At 68.7% G+C, this 16,575-nt stretch carries 17 protein-coding genes; 12 read left to right on the top strand and 5 right to left on the bottom strand.

The window, feature by feature from the left end; all coding sequences use genetic code 11:
• Nucleotides 1-5 precede the first annotated feature (5 nt).
• The 8 genes from flgL to HCX50_RS14130 are packed head-to-tail and all read left to right on the top strand — an operon-like array spanning nt 6 to nt 6,261.
• Nucleotides 6-887, top strand: coding sequence for a flagellar hook-associated protein FlgL (gene flgL, locus HCX50_RS14165; protein ID WP_029262232.1), 882 nt, complete (start codon nt 6-8; stop codon nt 885-887).
• Nucleotides 884-1,255, top strand: coding sequence for a flagellar assembly protein FliW (locus HCX50_RS14160; protein ID WP_167634808.1), 372 nt, complete (start codon nt 884-886; stop codon nt 1,253-1,255). Before flgL ends, HCX50_RS14160 begins: the two co-directional genes overlap by 4 nt.
• Nucleotides 1,256-1,315: 60 nt before the next feature.
• Nucleotides 1,316-1,933: a tRNA (adenosine(37)-N6)-threonylcarbamoyltransferase complex dimerization subunit type 1 TsaB gene (gene tsaB, locus HCX50_RS14155; protein WP_167634807.1), complete on the top strand. Its 618-nt coding sequence runs from the start codon at nt 1,316-1,318 to the stop codon at nt 1,931-1,933.
• Nucleotides 1,930-2,418, top strand: a complete 489-nt coding sequence (gene rimI / locus HCX50_RS14150) for a ribosomal protein S18-alanine N-acetyltransferase (RefSeq protein ID WP_091034994.1) — start codon at nt 1,930-1,932, stop codon at nt 2,416-2,418. The genes tsaB and rimI overlap by 4 nt, the downstream gene beginning before the upstream one ends.
• The gene (tsaD, locus tag HCX50_RS14145; protein ID WP_167634806.1) at nt 2,415-3,482 is read left to right on the top strand and encodes a tRNA (adenosine(37)-N6)-threonylcarbamoyltransferase complex transferase subunit TsaD; all 1,068 of its coding nucleotides are present in this window, start codon (nt 2,415-2,417) and stop codon (nt 3,480-3,482) included. The genes rimI and tsaD overlap by 4 nt, the downstream gene beginning before the upstream one ends.
• Nucleotides 3,479-3,967, top strand: a complete 489-nt coding sequence (locus HCX50_RS14140; protein ID WP_167634805.1) for a hypothetical protein — start codon at nt 3,479-3,481, stop codon at nt 3,965-3,967. The genes tsaD and HCX50_RS14140 overlap by 4 nt, the downstream gene beginning before the upstream one ends.
• A 4-nt stretch (nt 3,968-3,971) precedes the next feature.
• On the top strand, nt 3,972-5,081 hold the full coding sequence (locus HCX50_RS14135) for a hypothetical protein (RefSeq protein WP_167634804.1): 1,110 nt from the start codon (nt 3,972-3,974) through the stop codon (nt 5,079-5,081).
• Nucleotides 5,065-6,261: a hypothetical protein gene (locus HCX50_RS14130; RefSeq protein ID WP_167634803.1), complete on the top strand. Its 1,197-nt coding sequence runs from the start codon at nt 5,065-5,067 to the stop codon at nt 6,259-6,261. Before HCX50_RS14135 ends, HCX50_RS14130 begins: the two co-directional genes overlap by 17 nt.
• Nucleotides 6,262-6,283: 22 nt before the next feature.
• Here HCX50_RS14130 and HCX50_RS14125 read toward each other — a convergent pair whose 3' ends face one another.
• Nucleotides 6,284-7,489: a class I SAM-dependent methyltransferase gene (locus tag HCX50_RS14125; protein WP_205829223.1), complete on the bottom strand. Its 1,206-nt coding sequence runs from the start codon at nt 7,487-7,489 to the stop codon at nt 6,284-6,286.
• A gap of 163 nt (nt 7,490-7,652) precedes the next feature.
• On the opposite strand from HCX50_RS14125, the gene groES reads away from it, so the two are divergent.
• The 3 genes from groES to HCX50_RS14110 all read left to right on the top strand — a co-directional run bounded on the left by groES (nt 7,653) and on the right by HCX50_RS14110 (nt 10,463).
• The gene (groES, locus tag HCX50_RS14120) at nt 7,653-7,949 is read left to right on the top strand and encodes a co-chaperone GroES (protein WP_028502311.1); all 297 of its coding nucleotides are present in this window, start codon (nt 7,653-7,655) and stop codon (nt 7,947-7,949) included.
• 183 nt (nt 7,950-8,132) lie between these two features.
• A complete protein-coding gene (gene rarD, locus HCX50_RS14115; protein ID WP_167634801.1) occupies nt 8,133-9,065 on the top strand; it encodes an EamA family transporter RarD in 933 nt (310 codons plus the stop codon).
• A 144-nt stretch (nt 9,066-9,209) separates the two neighbouring features.
• The gene (locus tag HCX50_RS14110) at nt 9,210-10,463 is read left to right on the top strand and encodes an ABC transporter substrate-binding protein (protein WP_091034977.1); all 1,254 of its coding nucleotides are present in this window, start codon (nt 9,210-9,212) and stop codon (nt 10,461-10,463) included.
• A 207-nt stretch (nt 10,464-10,670) separates the two neighbouring features.
• Here HCX50_RS14110 and HCX50_RS14105 read toward each other — a convergent pair whose 3' ends face one another.
• The 4 genes from HCX50_RS14105 to HCX50_RS14090 are packed head-to-tail and all read right to left on the bottom strand — an operon-like array spanning nt 10,671 to nt 14,777.
• The gene (locus tag HCX50_RS14105) at nt 10,671-11,462 is read right to left on the bottom strand and encodes an ABC transporter ATP-binding protein (RefSeq protein ID WP_237682515.1); all 792 of its coding nucleotides are present in this window, start codon (nt 11,460-11,462) and stop codon (nt 10,671-10,673) included.
• Nucleotides 11,459-12,454 carry an ABC transporter ATP-binding protein gene (locus tag HCX50_RS14100; RefSeq protein ID WP_205829191.1) on the bottom strand — a complete coding sequence of 332 codons (996 nt, stop codon included), beginning with the start codon at nt 12,452-12,454 and terminating at the stop codon, nt 11,459-11,461. Before HCX50_RS14100 ends, HCX50_RS14105 begins: the two co-directional genes overlap by 4 nt.
• Nucleotides 12,444-13,421 carry a branched-chain amino acid ABC transporter permease gene (locus tag HCX50_RS14095; RefSeq protein ID WP_091034972.1) on the bottom strand — a complete coding sequence of 326 codons (978 nt, stop codon included), beginning with the start codon at nt 13,419-13,421 and terminating at the stop codon, nt 12,444-12,446. The genes HCX50_RS14100 and HCX50_RS14095 overlap by 11 nt, the downstream gene beginning before the upstream one ends.
• Nucleotides 13,422-13,424: 3 nt before the next feature.
• Nucleotides 13,425-14,777 carry an ABC transporter permease subunit gene (locus HCX50_RS14090; protein ID WP_374225446.1) on the bottom strand — a complete coding sequence of 451 codons (1,353 nt, stop codon included), beginning with the start codon at nt 14,775-14,777 and terminating at the stop codon, nt 13,425-13,427.
• Between the two features lie 251 nt (nt 14,778-15,028).
• On the opposite strand from HCX50_RS14090, the gene guaB reads away from it, so the two are divergent.
• Nucleotides 15,029-16,531, top strand: coding sequence for an IMP dehydrogenase (gene guaB / locus HCX50_RS14085; protein WP_091034967.1), 1,503 nt, complete (start codon nt 15,029-15,031; stop codon nt 16,529-16,531).
• Nucleotides 16,532-16,575 lie beyond the last annotated feature (44 nt).

Genomic DNA, 16,575 nt, shown 5'->3' with positions numbered 1-16,575 from the left:
GCACCGTGATCTCTCGAGTGACATCGTCATCCATGACGCAGACGGCGATGCGCCAGCTGCAGTCCAACCTCACCGAGCTGGCGCGTCTGCAGGAGCAGGCGACGTCGCAGCGGGCTTTCGCCACTCCGTCCGAAGACCCGGCGGCCGCGGCCGCCGCCCTCGCCCTGCATGCGGAACAGCGCCGCAACGACCAGTACGCACGCAACATCGACGACGGGCTCGCCTGGGTCACGGCGGCGGATGTCGCGATCACCGCGAGCACGTCGCTGCTGGGCCGGGTCCGCGACCTCACCGCCCAGGGGGCGAACGACGGTGCGCTGGATGCCACCGCCAAAGAGGCGCTCGCCGTCGAGCTCGAGGGCATCCGCAAGGAGCTCCTGTCCCAGGCGAACACCCGGCTCCTCGGTCGCTCGGTGTTCGCCGGCACCTCGGACACGGCGGCGTTCGCCGCGGACTACTCGTACAGCGGCGTGGCGGGCTCCGAAGTCAGCCGTCGCGTCTCGGATGCGGCATCGGTCCGCGTCGACACCGACGGCGCCGCGGTCTTCGGTACCGGCGATGACTCGGTGTTCGCCCTGGTCGACAAGATCGTCGCCGACCTCCGTTCCGGAACGAACGTCGGTCCGCGCCTCGCGGAGATCGACGACCGACGCACCGCCATGCTCGGAGTGCAGGGTTCCGTCGGAACCCGCCAGTCTCAGATCGAACGCGCCAAGGAGGCGGCAGTGCAGAATTCCGTGTCCCTCGAGTCCCGCCGCACAGCGGTCGAGGACGTCGATTCGATCGAGGTGCTCGTGCGTCTGCAGGCGCAGGAACTCGTGTACCGCTCCGCGCTCGCGGTGAACGCGCGCGTTCTCCAGCCCTCGCTGATGGACTTCCTGCGATGACCGCCGCCCTCAGCTTCCTGACGCCCCCTCCGGGACTCGCGCCGCACGTCGAGTTCGCGCTCGCGCCGGTCGACGGCGCCGACGGTCTGTTCTCGATGCGGGCCGTGGACGACGCGGATCTGCGCCTGTACCTCGTCGACCCCCGGACCGTGCTCGGCGAGTATGCGCCGATCCTCAGCGACGAGCAGGCCGAGAGCCTCGCGCTCGGCTCGGCCGACGACGCACTGGTCCTCGTGGTAGCCCATCCTTCCGCCGAAGGCGTGAGTGTGAACCTGATGGCGCCCGTGATCGTCAATCGCACCACGGGAGCCGCGTCGCAGGTGATCCTCGAGGATCAGGACTACCCGCTCCGCGCGCCGCTGGGCTGAGGCGCGAGCCGCGGGCACTCCGGGCCGCTCTCACAGCGCGACCACGGCTACCCTTGAGACGTGATCCTTGCCGTCGACACCTCCCTGGGCACCGCTGTCGCCCTCATCGATGCCGACGGGGCGCGACGCGCCGAAGCCGCCGCCACCGACCCGCTGGGCCACGCCGAGGTGATCGGCGACCTGCTCCTCGAGGCGCTCAGCGATGCGGGTGACGGCGAGGTGACGCATGTCGTCGCCGGCATGGGCCCGGGACCCTTCACCGGGCTCCGCATCGGCATCGCCGCGGCACGGGCCTTCGCCCTCGGACGCGGCATCCCGGTCGTCCCGGTCCCCAGCCATCTCGCCGCCGCGCTCACCGCACTCGAGACCGAGTCGCAGCCGTTCGCGATCGTCACCGACGCCCGCCGCCGTGAGGTCGCGATCACTGTCTTCGACGGGGTGGATGCCGATGGGATCCCGCGCGTCATCGCCGACACCGTCCTCGTGCGGGCGGCCGACGCCGACGCGCACCTCGACGGCATCCGCCGCATCGACGTCGCCACGCTGTCGGCACCGGACCTGGCGCGCGTCGGAGCACGCGCCCTGGCCGCCGGTCGCACGCTCACGGGCGACGAGCCGCTGTACATGCGCCACCCCGACGTGACGGTGCCCGGTGCGCCGAAGAAGGTCGGCTCATGACCCTGCGCGACGCCACCGTGGACGACCTCGACGCGATCATGGCGATCGAGGAGCGCTCTTTCCCGACCGACGCGTGGAGCCGCGAGACCATGGCCGCCGAGCTCGCGAGCATCCACGGCCGCTACCTGGTCGACGAGCACGACGACCAGGTCATCGGCTACGGCGGCGTGCGTGCCCTGACCGGCAGTGCCGACGCCGACATCCAGACCATCGCGCTCCTCGCCGAGCACCGCGGACAGGGCCGGGGCCGCGCGCTCCTGCACGGGCTGCTGGCCGCGGCGGCCGAGCGCGGTGCCCGTGAGGTGTTCCTCGAGGTCAGAGCCGACAACCCCGCGGCAGAGGGCCTGTACCTCGCGGAGGGCTTCGAGGAGATCGGCCGTCGCCCCCGCTACTATCAGCCGGACGACGTGGACGCGATCGTGATGCGTCTGGAACTGCGCCGCCACCCGGCATCGCACGACACGACCGAGGAGGCGAAGGCATGAGCGAACCTCTGGTCCTCGGCATCGAGACGAGCTGCGACGAGACGGGCATCGGCATCGTCCGCGGGCGCACCCTGCTCTCGAACACCATCGCGTCGAGCATGGACGAGCACGCTCGATTCGGCGGCGTCGTGCCCGAAGTCGCCGCGCGGGCGCACCTCGAGGCGATGCAGCCCGCGATCGATGCGGCACTCGCCGAAGCAGGGGTGCGTCTCGACGACCTCGATGCGGTCGCCGTCACGAGCGGCCCCGGCCTCGCGGGCGCGCTCATGGTCGGAGTGGGCGCCGCCAAAGGCCTCGCCGTCGCGATCGACAAGCCGCTGTATGCCGTCAACCACCTCGTCGGACACATCGCCGCCGACATCCTGACCGCCGATTCCGCGCCGCTCGAGTACCCGACCATCGCGCTGCTAGTCTCCGGTGGCCACACTTCGCTGCTGCACGTCCGCGACCTCACCACCGATGTCGAGCTGCTCGGCGAGACGATGGACGACGCCGCCGGCGAAGCCTTCGACAAGGTCGCCCGCCTCCTGTCCCTGCCGTACCCCGGTGGTCCCGAGATCGACCGGGCGGCGGCCGACGGCGACCCGAACGCCATCCGGTTCCCGCGCGGTCTCTCCCGCGCCTCGGATCTGGCGAAGCATCGGTACGACTTCTCGTTCTCGGGGCTGAAGACCGCGGTGGCCCGGTGGGTCGAGCGCTGCGAGGCCGACGGGGCCGAGGTGCCCGTGGCCGACGTCGCCGCGAGCTTCCGCGAGGCGGTCGTCGACGTGCTGGTGACCAAGGCGCTCGCGGCCTGCGCCGACCTCGGGGTGCCGCGCCTGCTGCTGGGCGGCGGCGTGATCGCGAACCGTCGGCTGCGCGAGGTCGCCCTCCGGCGTGCCGATGAGGCCGGCGTCACGGTGCGGATCCCGCCGCTCTCGCTGTGCACCGACAACGGTGCGATGATCGCCGCGCTGGCGGCCGAGCTGATCTCCTCGGGCCGGCGCCCCTCGACCCTGGCGTTCGGGGCGGACTCCACGCTTCCGGTCACCGAGATCCAGATCGCCGAGGCGGTGCCCGCATGAGCGACGTCTCGGGCTCGCGCGACGCGAAGACTCCCGCCACGCCGCCGGCGCGCGTCGAACGCGCCAGCGACGAGGTCGAGCAGCATCCCGGGGCAGCGCCTCGGCTTCCCGGTGCCCGTCGCGAGGGGTACACGAAACTCCCCACCGGGCCCGTCGGCATCGAACCGGTGGTGGTGAGCGGACCCGACATCGACGCCCCGGGCGAGGCGGAATGGGAGCCGACGACGGGAGCCATCCCCGTCGATGACACCCGGCTCGCGCCGTGGGCCCTGCTCGCCGCGATCGTGGCCCTCGGAGCGTCGTTCTTCGTCGGCTGGGGGATCCCGGTCGCGGTGGTCGCGGTCATCGCCGCGATCATGTCACTGCGGCGTCCGCTCGAGAGCCGTGCGATCGCGCTCTGGGCGCTCGTGCTCGGCCTCTGCGCCACGGTGTACAGCCTGGGCTGGTTGGTCTGGGCGGGCATGCAGTTCGAGAAGCTCGGCTGATCGGATGCTCGAGCCGGAGGAGCTGCGTTCCCTGCAGGCGCGCGCGTACGGTCGTGATTCCGCGCTCACGGAGGCCGAAGCCGAACGTCTTCGCGAGCTGGAGGAGCGCCGCGTCGCACCGGTCGCCGAGAGCGGATCCGCAGAGCGCGTCGTCGCCGGACCACCCGTCGAGGATCCGGAGTCTGCGGCGAAGTCAGCGGGAGCCGACGATGCCGCCGATGAAATCGATGCTGCCGGAGTGCCGGCGGGCGAACCCTCAGCAGACGTCGAGGACGGAGCATCGTCCGCATCGTCGTCCTGGCGCTCCGCGCTCTCCGCACTGCGTCCTCGCTGGCGCCCGGTCGCCCTGGCGGCGGTCGTGGTGCTCGCGATCGGAGTGGGGATCGGCTGGCTCGCGTTCGGTCGATCCGGCGCCGCAGCGGTGGAGTTGACCGCCGATCAGCAGGGATGGCAGAACGATCTCGTCGCGACCGGTGTGTATGATCCCGGTTCGATCCACGCACTCGGCGTCGAGGAAGACGTGGTCATCTGGACGGCGACGAAGGGCGGCCAGGAGCGCACCTGCCTGATCCTGGGCACGGGTGAGGCGACGGTTCCGACCTGCGAACGCACCGAGATGATCGCCGCGACCGGCATGTACGGCTCGATCTCGGTCAAGGGCAAAGGGGACCTGCAGCGCGAGGTCAGCGCGCAGATGCTCTTCACCGCGTCGGGCGAACCCGCTGTCGCGGTGAGCGCGTACGACTACGACACGAGCGAGAGCGGCATCACCTACGCGAACGAGGCGGAATCGGAGGCCGCGGCCCGGTTGTCGGAGAACGGCTTCGAGGCCGGCTCGCTCTGGGTGGTCGGCTACGACGGCGACGTGCCGATCTGGACCGCCGTGCAGACCGAGTCGCAGAACCAGTGCCTCATCTACGACGGGTCGACGGATGAAGCTCCAGTGGCCTGCGCCGACCCGCAGACCATGCAGGAGCAGGCCTCTGGCCTCGTGCTCAACGTCGTCGACACCGAGACGGGTGGCGTGACGCACCTGGAGTTGATGTCGAATCGGGGGCCCGGGTATCTGACCATCACCCGGGAGGGAGATGCCTCGGGTGCCGTCGGCGACTGAGGCCGAAGAGCTTCGGGTCCTGCAGCGGAAGGCCTACGGCCGGAGTGGACTCCTGACCGAGGCGGAATCCCAGCGTCTGCGCGCGCTCGAGGATTCGCATCGTTCGAGCTCTGCCGTCGTTCCACCCGAGCGGATCGAGCCCGGCGGAGAATCCGGCAGCGCTGGCGGGCCGACGAGACAGGATCAGGCGGAACGGGTGATCGGGCTCGTCGATGAAGCGCTCCCGGTGTCCGATGCCGCCGACGTTGCCGCCGGGAGAGACCCACAGGACGCTCCGGACTCGCAGGCATTGCCGACGTCGACGCCGATGCCGACGACGGCTCGAGGCGCGACGCGCCGTCGGGCGATGGTGACGTCGATCGCCACGTCCGCCGTCCTGCTCGCGATCGGGGTCGGCGTCGGCTGGGGACTGTTCGCACCGCGGGCCGCGAGCATCCCGTTGACGCAGGAGCAGCAGCAGCGCCGGGGAGAGCTGGCCACGGAGGCGTTCGATCCCGGGTCCATCCGCGCGGTGGCGCAGGACGAGGATGCACTGGTCTGGTATGCGACGAAAGACGAAGGATCGGACGCCTGCCTGATCCTCGACGTCGGCGTGCAGTCGCAGACCAACTGTCTCGCCGTGGAAGAGACGGAGCGCGGCTTGTCCACGTCGCTGACGCTCCCGGGAGACACGGGTTCCGACACGATCCACGCCACGATGCTCCTCTCGACGGCGGGGGAGCCGCTGGTCGCGATTCAACGGTGGGGCGGGATCGATTCGCTCCTGGCCCAGTTCCCCGAAGACGTGCGCGACCGGGCGGAATCGCTCACCACGGAGGGGTTCGAGCTCGGCCTCTCGATGGTCGGAACCTTCCGAAACGCGCCGGTGTGGCTGGGGGATCGGCTCTCGGATGCCGGAGCCACGGAGCGATGCCTGATCGTGGATGCTGCCGGTCCCGTGGTGTGCAAGCCCTCAGAGACCGCATTCGCGGAGGGCCTCACCGTGAAACTCGAGACCGTCGATCCCTCGGGCGCGCGGGTCTCGACCGCCGCGCTCGACCTGCAGTTCACGGGCCAGCTGACGCCGTACCTGTCCGTCTCGGTCGAGTCCGCGGTGCCCGGCGTCGAGAACGACCCCGTCGTGATCCAGGTGTCGCCGGGTGAGCAGATCGAGGTCGAGGACCCGAGCGACGGCGGCTGACCCCGGCGGGGCTCGGCGACGGTCAGCTGGCGGCAGGAACCCGATCGGCGAGGATCGCCCGCCGCTGATCGCCGATGCGCGCGAGGATCAGCGTGGCCTCCTGATCGCCGCGCAGCACGAGCTTCTTCCGGAACGCCGCGGGGTCGATGTCGACTCCGCGCTTCTTGATCTCGATGCGACCGATGCCGTGCGCCTGGAGAGCGGCGCTGATCGCCTTGGGGTTGGCCGGCAGGGTCTCGCGCACGCGGAACGACTGCACGAACGGGCTCGTCAGCGCGGCATCCGACGTGAGGTAGGCGATGTGCTCGTCGAGCATCCCGGCGTCGAGGCTCCGGGCGACATCGCCGATCAGGCGGGCACGGATCACGGCGCCGTCGGGCTCGTGCAGGAAGGCGCCGAGTTCGCGCACGGGCTCGTCGGCGACGTCGGCCGGCGCAGTCATCTCGTGTGACCGGTCATCGCGGATCACGAGCGCCGAGCGTCGCACGCCTTCTCTGGCGAGGGCGGCGCTCCACACGACCAGCTCGACGACGCTGCCGTCGGCGCTCACCCACTGCGCCTCGGCGTCGGCGGGAAGAGCGTCGCGGTCGTGGGCGGGGCCGAGCTTGATGCCCGTCGGCACGCGCGCGGCGACGTCGAACGCCCAGTCCAGCGAGGGGGAGTAGTCGTCGGCAGAGACACGACGGGTCTCGCTGTGCCCGGAGGTGCGCCGCGCCGGGTCCATCCAGATCGCGCGCGCGGCCGACGCCTCCGCGCCCTCGAAGGCGTCTTCCGCCGTGCCGTGCCGCACCACCGCACCCTCACCGAACGGGGCGAGGTTGTAGGCCGCGATCGCGGCGGTCACCTCGTCGGCATCGACGGCGAGCACGTCGAGTCCGGCTCCGGCGAACGCGAGTGCGTCGCCGCCGATCCCGCAGCCGAGATCGGCCACGGCCGTGAACCCCGCGCTGCGGATCCGCTGGGCGTGCCGTGCGGCCACACCGAGCCGCGTCGCCTGCTCGAGCCCGGCTCTGGTGAACAGCATCCGCGCGGCGAAGGGGCCGAACTTCGCCGTCGCCTTGGACCGCAGGTGCGCCTGGCCGACCACCGCCGAGACCAGTTCGGGGGAGTGTCCGGCGGCACGCAGCCGCGACACGGCCCGCGCGACGTCGGCGGTCGACCCGATCGTCCCGACCGCGTCGAGCAGTTCGAGACCGGCGGGGGTCAGCAGGGCACGCAGCTCGGACATCTCCACGCCCTCAGCCTAATTCCCGCTCGCGTCGGTGAATCGCGGCGTGCGCTGGCACTCGCATTGCATGAGTGCCAGCCCAGCGCATAGACTGGATTAGCACTCTCGGGTTGAGAGTGCGAACAAGTCTTTCGTGTCAGTGTCAAGAAAGAAGAGGTAGACCGTGTCGGTTTCCATCAAGCCGCTCGAAGACCGCATCGTCATCCAGCAGGTCGAGGCCGAGCAGACCACCGCGAGTGGCCTGGTCATCCCCGACACCGCCAAGGAGAAGCCCCAGGAGGGCGAGGTCGTGGCTGTCGGCCCCGGCCGCATCGACGACAACGGCAACCGCGTTCCGATCGACGTCGCCGTCGGCGACCGTGTCCTGTACAGCAAGTACGGCGGCACCGAGGTCAAGTTCGGCGCAGACGAGTACCTCGTCCTGTCCGCTCGCGACGTCCTGGCGGTCGTCGTCCGCTGATCTGCTGAACCCGGTTCCGTCGCTCTCGAAGAGGCGGTGCCCAGGTACTCGAAGGGGGCTCGGATGCTTCGGCATCCGGGCCCCCTTCTGCATCCCGCCATCGAGCATCCGATTCCTGCCGAACTCCGCGAGGACGGCTCACCGTCGCTCTTCGGACCGTCGACGCGGGCATAGTGTTGTGCGGTGACCCCCGAGACGACCCGCGCCACCCAGACCGCCGGAGTCGCCTACGCCGGAGCCGCATATCTCCTCTGGGGCGTGCTCCCGCTCTATTTCCTCCTCCTGGTGCCGACCGGTCCCTGGGAGGTCGTCGCGTGGCGGGTGTTGCTGTCGTTCGTCTTCTGCATCCTGCTGCTCACGGTCACGCGCGGCTGGGCGCCGTTCGGCGTGATCCTGCGGCAGCCGAAGCTGCTGGGCTGGACCGCACTCGCCGGTGTTCTGATCTACATCAACTGGCAGGTGTTCCTGATCGGAACCCTCAGCGACAACGTGGTCGAGACGAGCCTGGGCTACTTCATCAACCCGATCACCACGGTGCTGCTGGGTGTCTTCGTCTTGAAAGAGCGCATCCGCAGGCTGCAGTGGGCCGCGATCGCCATCGCCGCGATCGCGGTCGTCGTGATCATCGTGGCCTACGGGGACTTCCCCTGGATCGCGCTCTCGCTGACCGCGTCCTTCGGGGCGTACGGGCTCATCAAGAAGAAGATCGGTCCGGCGGTGGACGCCGTCAGCGGTCTCACCCTCGAATCGTTCTGGCTCATCCCGATCGCCGTCGTGCAGCTGATCGTGGTCGCGACGACTCCCGCGGGTATCACGATGGGTGGCAACGGGTGGGCGCACGCGGTGCTGCTGGCCTTCGCCGGTGTGGCGACGGCCGTGCCCCTCCTGCTGTTCGCGGCGGGAACCCGCCGGATCAATCTCACGGTGATCGGGATGATCCAGTTCATCACCCCGGTGATGCAGTTCCTCATCGGCGTCGCGATCCTGCACGAGCCGATGCCGCCGGAGCGCTGGGCCGGGTTCATCATCGTCTGGATCGCGATCGGCGTCTTCGTCGTCGACCTGCTGATCGCCGCCCGTCGAGGACGCCGGATCGGCCAGCCCGAACTCGTCTGAACCCGCGGTTCTCCGGCCCGGAATCCCGGTATCGGATCGTTAACGCACCGAGATACTTGCACCCCCTGTGGACGGGTATCACGCCCTAGTGTTAGAGCACCCGCCCGTGGTCACAATCCACGTTCAGTTACGCAAGGGAGCACCATGAACGCAATGAAGGGTTCGCGCACCGCGAAGGTCTTCGCAGGGATCGCTTTGATCAGCGCATCCGCCATCGTCATCGCCGGCTGCAGCAGCACGCCGAACGCCGAGCCCAGCGAAGGTGGTGAGAAGCCGGCCGTCGATCTGACGCTCAAGCTCGGCTCGCTGCTTCCCGCGACCGGCTCGCTCGCCTTCCTCGGCGCTCCGATGGAAGCCGGCGTGCAGCTGGCTGTCAACGAGATCAACGAGGCCGACGCCGGCGTGACGATCGACCTCACCACCGCCGACGAGGGCGACCTCGACAACAAGGCGTACGAGACGTCGATCACCAACCTCCAGAACGAGGGCATCACCGCGATGGTCGGCGCCGCGTCGTCGAGCGTCACCAAGCTCATCCTCGACGGCAACGCCGGCGCGGGCATCCTCACCGTCTCGCCGTCGAACACGTCGCCGGACTTCTCGGGCATCAACCCGCTGTACTTCCGCACGGCACCGAGCGACAACCTGCAGGGCGAGGTCCTCGGCAACCAGATCGCCGAAGACGGTCACAAGACCCTCGGCATCATCTACCAGAACGACCCCTACGGCACCGGTCTGTTCGAGGCCATCAAGTCGACGTTCGAGGGCACCGGCGGCGAGGTCGTCGCCGATGCATCCTTCAACCAGGGCGACGGTCAGTTCAACGCTCAGGTGTCTGAGATCGCGGCCGCCAAGCCCGACGCCGTCGCGGTCGTCTCGTACGACCAGTTCGCGACCATCGCGCCGCTGCTCGGCAACGCGGGCGTCGACACGGGCTCGCTGTACCTCGTCGACGGCAACCTGAAGGACTGGGGCACCGACGTCTCGGTCAACCTCGAGGGCTCGAAGGGAACCCGCGCCGGCGCTGAGCTGCCGCAGGACTTCCTCGACCAGCTCAACGAGGTCTGGACGGCCGACGGCAACGACCCGATCGACGCCGTGACCTACTCGGCTGAGGCCTACGACGCCGTCATCCTCATGGCGCTGTCGGCTCTGGCTGCCGGCTCCGTCGAGGGCGCCGACATGGCTGAGCAGATGGGCACCGTGTCCGGCGGCGGCGACAAGGGTGAGAAGTGCACCACGTACGCCGAGTGCGCCGACATCATCAACGGCGGCGGCACGGCGGACTACGACGGTCTCTCCGGCGAGATCACGTTCGACGAGAACAACGACCCGAAGGGCGCCGCGATCGGCGTCTACGAGTTCGGCGCCGACAACACCACCACGCGCCTCAAGTAAGCGCACAGACGGGGCCCCGGATGCTCGGCATCCGGGGCCTTCGTCGTCCCCGCCGCCGGTTCATCCGTCGGGAGTTCGCACGGATGTCGGGAGAAACGCCGGTCGAGTACCCGACGGATGCACGGACTCCCGACGGATGCTCTCACGCACGTCGGGGACACGAAGAAGGGGGATGCCGCGTGGCATCCCCCTTCTGTGTGACGCGGCTCAGGCGGCGTCGGTGCCGAGCGTGCCGAGGTAGAGGCCGATGACCTTGGGGTCGTTCAGCAGCTCGCGCCCGGTGCCCTCATAGGCGTCCTTGCCCTGATCGAGCACATAGCCGCGGTCGCAGATCTGCAGGCAGCGGCGCGCGTTCTGCTCGACCATGATCGTCGTCACGCCCGCCTTGTTGATGTCGGAGACGCGGATGAAGGCATCGTCCTGACGCACGGGGGAGAGGCCAGCCGACGGCTCGTCGAGCAGCAGCACCGACGGATCCATCATCAGCGCGCGCGACATCGCGACCATCTGCCGCTCACCGCCCGAGAGGGAACCTGCGCGCTGCTTGAGGCGCTTGCCCAGCTCACCGAAGATGCTGCTCACGAACTCCAGGCGCTCGGCGAAGATCTTGGGGTTCTGGTACAGCCCCATCTCCAGGTTCTCCTGGATCGTGAGCGATGGGAACACGTTGTTCGTCTGTGGCACGAAGGCCACGCCACGGCGCACGAGCTTGTCGGCCTTGAGCCCGACGATGCTCTCGCCCTTCACCGTGACGTCGCCCGAGCGGATCTCGACCATGCCGAAGATCGCCTTGAGCAGCGTCGACTTGCCGGCGCCGTTCGGGCCGATGATGCCGATCAGCTCGCCCTTGTGGGCCACGAGGTTCGCGCCGTTGAGGATGTTCACCCCGGGCAGGTACCCGGCGTGCACATCGTTCAGCTCGACGATCACGTCGTCGTTCTTGATCTCGTTGCGCTCAGCGGGTGCGGGTGCGGGTGTGGGGGCGGATGCGTCGGTCATGCCTTCTCCTCCTCGACGTCTTCGGCCTCGACTTCGGCCTCGACCTCGGTCTCGATCTGCTCCCGGATGCGGACCGCGTCCTCTTCCGAGATCACCGGAAGGCGGCCCGTGACGGCCCCGAGGTCGACGTCCTGGTGTGCGCCCAGGTAGGCGTCCACGACGGCCGGATCCTCCATGACCTGGTCGGGCGGCCCCTCGGCGACGACACGGCCTTCCGCCATCACGACCACCCAGTCGGCGATGTGGCGGACCATATGCATGTCGTGCTCGACGAACAGCACCGTCATCCCCAGATCCTTGAGGTCGAGGATGTGCTCCAGCAGCGACTGCGTGAGCGCGGGGTTCACGCCGGCCATGGGCTCGTCGAGCATGACGAGCGTCGGGTCGCTCATGAGGGCACGGGCCATCTCGAGGAGCTTGCGCTGACCGCCCGAGAGCGATGCGGCGAAGTCCTGCTCCTTGGCGTCGAGCTTGAAGCGGGTGAGCAGCTCGTGCGCGCGCGCCTCGATCTCCTGATCCTGCTTGCGCCAGAGGAAGGGGAACAGCCCCGCCCAGAAGCCCTCGCCGCGCTGGTCCTTCGCACCGAGCTTCATGTTCTCGAGCACGGTCAGCAGCGACAGCGACTTGGTGAGCTGGAAAGTGCGCACCTGTCCCATCCGCGCGACCTTGAACGAGGGGATGCCGGAGAGGTTCTTCCCGTCGAACGACCAGGTACCGGCGTTCGGCTTGTCGAAGCCGCACAGCAGGTTGAACAGGGTCGTCTTGCCGGCGCCGTTCGGGCCGATCAGCGCCGTGATGGCTCCGCGTGGGATCTCCAGGTGGTCGACGTCGACCGCGGTGAGACCGCCGAAGCGGCGCTCCACGGCATCGGCGATGAGGATCGGGTCGACCTTCTTGACGCCGGGCGCGGCGGGACCGGCGGCCAGGCCCCCGGTCTTGGCACGGGGTGTGCTCTTCGCGGGCGTGACCACCGCGTCGTCATTACTTGACAAAGGTCATCTCCCTCTTGTTTCCGAGGATGCCCTGCGGGCGGAAAATGACGATCAGCATCAGCACGACGCCGATCACGATGTACCGCACGACGTCGGCCTGTGCGCCGGACATCGGCAGGTACCCGGCGTTCGCCATCGCGGGGAGGAGCGCGCCGAGGAAGGCGAACACCACCCAGAACAGCACCGCGCCGAGCGTCGGTCCGAGCACGGTGGCCGCGCCGCCGAGCAGGAGGATCGTCCACAGGAAGAAGGTCAGCGACGTGGAGTAGCTGCCGGGGATCACCGCGGACGGCAGGATGAAGATGATGCCGCCGAGGGCGCCGATCACACCACCGACCACGAGCGCCTGCATCTTGTAGGCGAAGACGTTCTTGCCGAGCGAGCGCACCGCATCCTCGTCTTCGCGGATGCCCTTGAGCACACGGCCCCACGGGCTGCGCATGAGCGCCCAGACCACGAGCACGGCGATCACGAGCGCGATCAGTCCGACCACGCGCACCCATAGATCGGTCGCGTTGTAGGTCCATGGGCCGAAGCCGTAGGTGCCTGGGGGGAAGGGGTTCGAGTCGCGGAAGCTCTGGTGATACCCGGAGAGTCCGCCGGCGGAGTTGGTCCAGTCCTTGAAGAGCTCGGTCACGAACATGAGCCGCACCACCTCGGCGGCGGCGATGGTCGCGATGGCGAGATAGTCGGCGCGAAGACGCAGGGTCGGGATACCGAGGATCAGCGCGAACGCCGCCCCGCCCAGCATGCCGACGAGGACGCCGGCCCACCACGGGAACCCGAAGGTCAGGATCGAGATCGCGTAGCCGTAGCCGCCGATGGCCATGAACGCGGCCATACCGAAGTTGAGCAGGCCGGTGTAGCCGAAGTGCACGGCGAGGCCGGTCGCCGCCAGGGCGTACGCGATCGTCGTCGGGCTGAAGAGATAGGAGGCGGTGTTGCCGAAGATGCTTCCGAAGTCCATGTGTCAGCCCAACCTTTCCTTGCGTCCGAGGATGCCTTGCGGCCGCACCAGCAGAATGATGATCAGCGCGACGAGTGCCGTGGCGTACTTGAGGTCGGACGGCACACCCAGCAGGGTCGACACCTCGACGGCGAGGCCGACGATGATCGAGCCGATCAGGGCGCCGATCGCCGAGCCGAGGCCACCGAGCGTGATCGCGCAGAACATCAGGAGCAGCATCTGCATGCCCATGTCCCACTTCACCCCGGGGCGGAAGTACGCCCACAGGATGCCGGAGATCGCGGCCAGGGCGCCGGCGAGGATCCACACCGTGCGGATGACCTTGTCGACGTCGATGCCGGATGCTGCGGCCAGCTGCGGGTTGTCCGAGATGGCCCTGGTCGCCTTTCCGGTGCGGGTCCTGGTGAGGAAGAACGCGACACCGAGGATCACGATGATGCTCGTCCCCATCGCGATCATGTCGATGTACGACAGCGAGATGGGGCCGAGGCGGATGGGCTCGGGGCTCGCTCCCGGCAGCTGGTAGGTGTTGCCGCCGATGAAGTACTGCATGCCGTAGCGGAGGGCGAGGGAGAGGCCGATGCTCACGATCATGAGCTGGACCACCCCGAGGCCTCTTCGGCGCAGAGGTTTCCAGATCCCGGCATCCAGCGCCCAACCGAGCGCGGCTCCGCCGATGACGGCGGCGATGATGCCGAGCCAGAGCGGCAGATGCCAGAACGTCGTGCACAGCAGCGCGACGACGGCGCCCCAGGTGACCATCTCGCCGTGGGCGAAGTTGGACAGGCGGGTGGTGCCGTAGATGAGCGCGGCACCCATCGAGGCGAGTCCGAGGAGGAGACCGAAGTTCAGGCCCCCGACGATGCGCGACAGGAGCTGATCGAGGAACGACACGGTGACCCGTTCGCCCGCTCCGAGGAAGAAGTTGACGATCTTCGTGCCGGTGAGGCCGAACTCGAGCTCGAACGACGCGGTCGTCCCCGACACGGGCTGGATGCCCTCGGGGAGCTGCGTCGCATCGACGATGACCCCCTTCGGCAGCGTGGATTCATCCACCGTGAGGGTGTACGTCTCCATCTCCGGCACGTAGAGGCGCCACTTGCCGTCGGCGTCGGTCTCGGTCTCGGCTTCGAAGCCGTTGCCCTCGATGGACATGACGACGCCCTCGACCGGCTCATCGGCGTTGGTGACGACACCGGCGAAGTAGAAGTCCGTGACCTCCTGCCCGTCGTCCGTCGTCTCGGCCGAGGCCGATGAGGGGGGCAGGAACAGGAACGCCATGAGCGCCATGAGGATACCGAGGCAGATGACGGCCCAGGGGCGCCTTCGCTGCACGGCGATTGTTGTGGGTCCCACGCAACCTCCACTGTGAGTGCTGTCACTGCGGCATCGGGTATGAACCGCAGGGATGGACGACGCATTTGAGCGTAGTGTGCGATCCCCGAATCACCTACGGTCGCGGTCAACGGTCCGATAACGGCGGGCTCCGGGAATGTTCTCGGGCGCGTCGCGCTTAGAATCTTCATACGGGCCGTGGCCCCGCAAAGGCCGACGTCGACCACCCCCCTCGCACTCGGACATGCGCGACTCGCGCAGAAGGAGAATCCATGGAACAGCACGATCCCTTCGGCTTCGTCGGACTGACGTACGACGACGTGCTGCTCCTGCCGGGGCATACCGACGTCATCCCCAGCGAGGCGGACACCTCGTCGCGGATCACCCGCCGAATCTCGGTCGCCACCCCGCTGCTGTCGAGTGCGATGGACACGGTCACCGAATCCCGCATGGCGATCGCGATGGCGCGCGAGGGCGGCATCGGCATCCTGCACCGCAACCTCTCCATCGCCGACCAGGCCGCGCACGTCGACCGCGTCAAGCGCAGCGAGTCGGGCATGATCACCGACCCGATCACCACGACCCAGGACGCGACCGTCGAAGAGGTCGACAACCTGTGCGCCAAGTACCGCATCTCGGGACTCCCGGTGGTCGACGACGACGGCAAGCTGGTCGGCATCATCACCAACCGCGACATGCGCTTCGTGTCGGGCTTCGAGCGGCAGAGCACCTTCGTCAAAGACGTCATGACGAGCGAGAACCTCGTCACCGCGCCGGTCGGGGTGGCCGCCGGCGAGGTCATCGCCCTGTTCGCGAAGCACCGCGTCGAGAAGCTGCCGCTCATCGACGAGAACGGCAAGCTCGCGGGCCTCATCACCATCAAGGACTTCGACAAGAGCGAGAAGTACCCCCTCGCCACCAAGGACGACCAGGGTCGTCTGCGCGTCGGTGCGGCGATCGGCTTCTTCGGAGACGCGTGGGAGCGCGCCGAGGCGCTGCGCGACGCCGGTGTCGACGTGCTCGTCGTCGACACCGCCAACGGGCAGTCCCAGGGCGTCATCGACCTCGTCCGCCGCCTGAAGGCCGACGCGTCGTTCGAACACATCGACATCGTCGGCGGCAACGTCGCGACCCGCGAGGGAGCGCAGGCTCTGGTCGACGCGGGCGTCGACGCCGTGAAGGTCGGCGTCGGGCCCGGCTCCATCTGCACCACGCGCGTCGTCGCGGGTGTGGGCGTGCCGCAGGTCACCGCCGTCTACGAGGCTTCTCTGGCGGCCCGACCGGCCGGCGTGCCCGTGATCGCCGACGGAGGACTGCAGTACTCCGGCGACATCGCCAAGGCGCTCGTCGCCGGCGCCGACGCCGTCATGCTCGGCTCGCTCCTGGCCGGAACCGACGAGTCCCCGGGCGAGATCGTCTTCCAGTCCGGCAAGCAGTTCAAGCAGTACCGCGGAATGGGCTCGCTGGGGGCGATGCAGACCCGCGGCAAGCAGACCTCGTACTCCAAGGACCGCTACTTCCAGGCCGATGTCCCCAGCGACGACAAGCTGATCCCCGAGGGAATCGAAGGGCAGGTGCCGTACCGCGGCCCGCTCGCCGCCGTCGCCTATCAGCTGGTCGGCGGACTCCGCCAGTCGATGTTCTACGTCGGTGCCCGCACGATCGAAGAGCTCAAGACGCGCGGCAAGTTCGTGCGCATCACCTCGGCGGGGCTCAAGGAGTCGCACCCGCACGACGTGCAGATCGTCGTGGAAGCGCCCAACTACAAGAAGTGACGTCGGATCCCGACGGGATCTTCGCAGAGGGGCCGGATGCCGTG

Source organism: Microbacterium sp. B19(2022) (genome assembly GCF_012030385.1).
GTDB classification, from domain to species: domain Bacteria; phylum Actinomycetota; class Actinomycetes; order Actinomycetales; family Microbacteriaceae; genus Microbacterium; species Microbacterium oxydans_B.
This window is presented reverse-complemented; position numbering and strand designations above follow the sequence as displayed.

Excerpts from the sequence above, each read along its gene's own strand:
- HCX50_RS14105 (WP_237682515.1), bottom strand. The coding sequence starts at position 11,462 with ATGACCGACGCATCCGCCCCCACACCCGCACCCGCACCCGCTGAGCGC.
- HCX50_RS14135 (WP_167634804.1), top strand. The coding sequence starts at position 3,972 with ATGCTCGAGCCGGAGGAGCTGCGTTCCCTGCAGGCGCGCGCGTACGGT.
- HCX50_RS14140 (WP_167634805.1), top strand. The coding sequence starts at position 3,479 with ATGAGCGACGTCTCGGGCTCGCGCGACGCGAAGACTCCCGCCACGCCG.
- rimI (WP_091034994.1), top strand. The coding sequence starts at position 1,930 with ATGACCCTGCGCGACGCCACCGTGGACGACCTCGACGCGATCATGGCG.
- guaB (WP_091034967.1), top strand. The coding sequence starts at position 15,029 with ATGGAACAGCACGATCCCTTCGGCTTCGTCGGACTGACGTACGACGAC.
- tsaD (WP_167634806.1), top strand. The coding sequence starts at position 2,415 with ATGAGCGAACCTCTGGTCCTCGGCATCGAGACGAGCTGCGACGAGACG.
- HCX50_RS14095 (WP_091034972.1), bottom strand. The coding sequence starts at position 13,421 with ATGGACTTCGGAAGCATCTTCGGCAACACCGCCTCCTATCTCTTCAGC.
- HCX50_RS14160 (WP_167634808.1), top strand. The coding sequence starts at position 884 with ATGACCGCCGCCCTCAGCTTCCTGACGCCCCCTCCGGGACTCGCGCCG.
- HCX50_RS14125 (WP_205829223.1), bottom strand. The coding sequence starts at position 7,489 with ATGTCCGAGCTGCGTGCCCTGCTGACCCCCGCCGGTCTCGAACTGCTC.
- HCX50_RS14110 (WP_091034977.1), top strand. The coding sequence starts at position 9,210 with ATGAACGCAATGAAGGGTTCGCGCACCGCGAAGGTCTTCGCAGGGATC.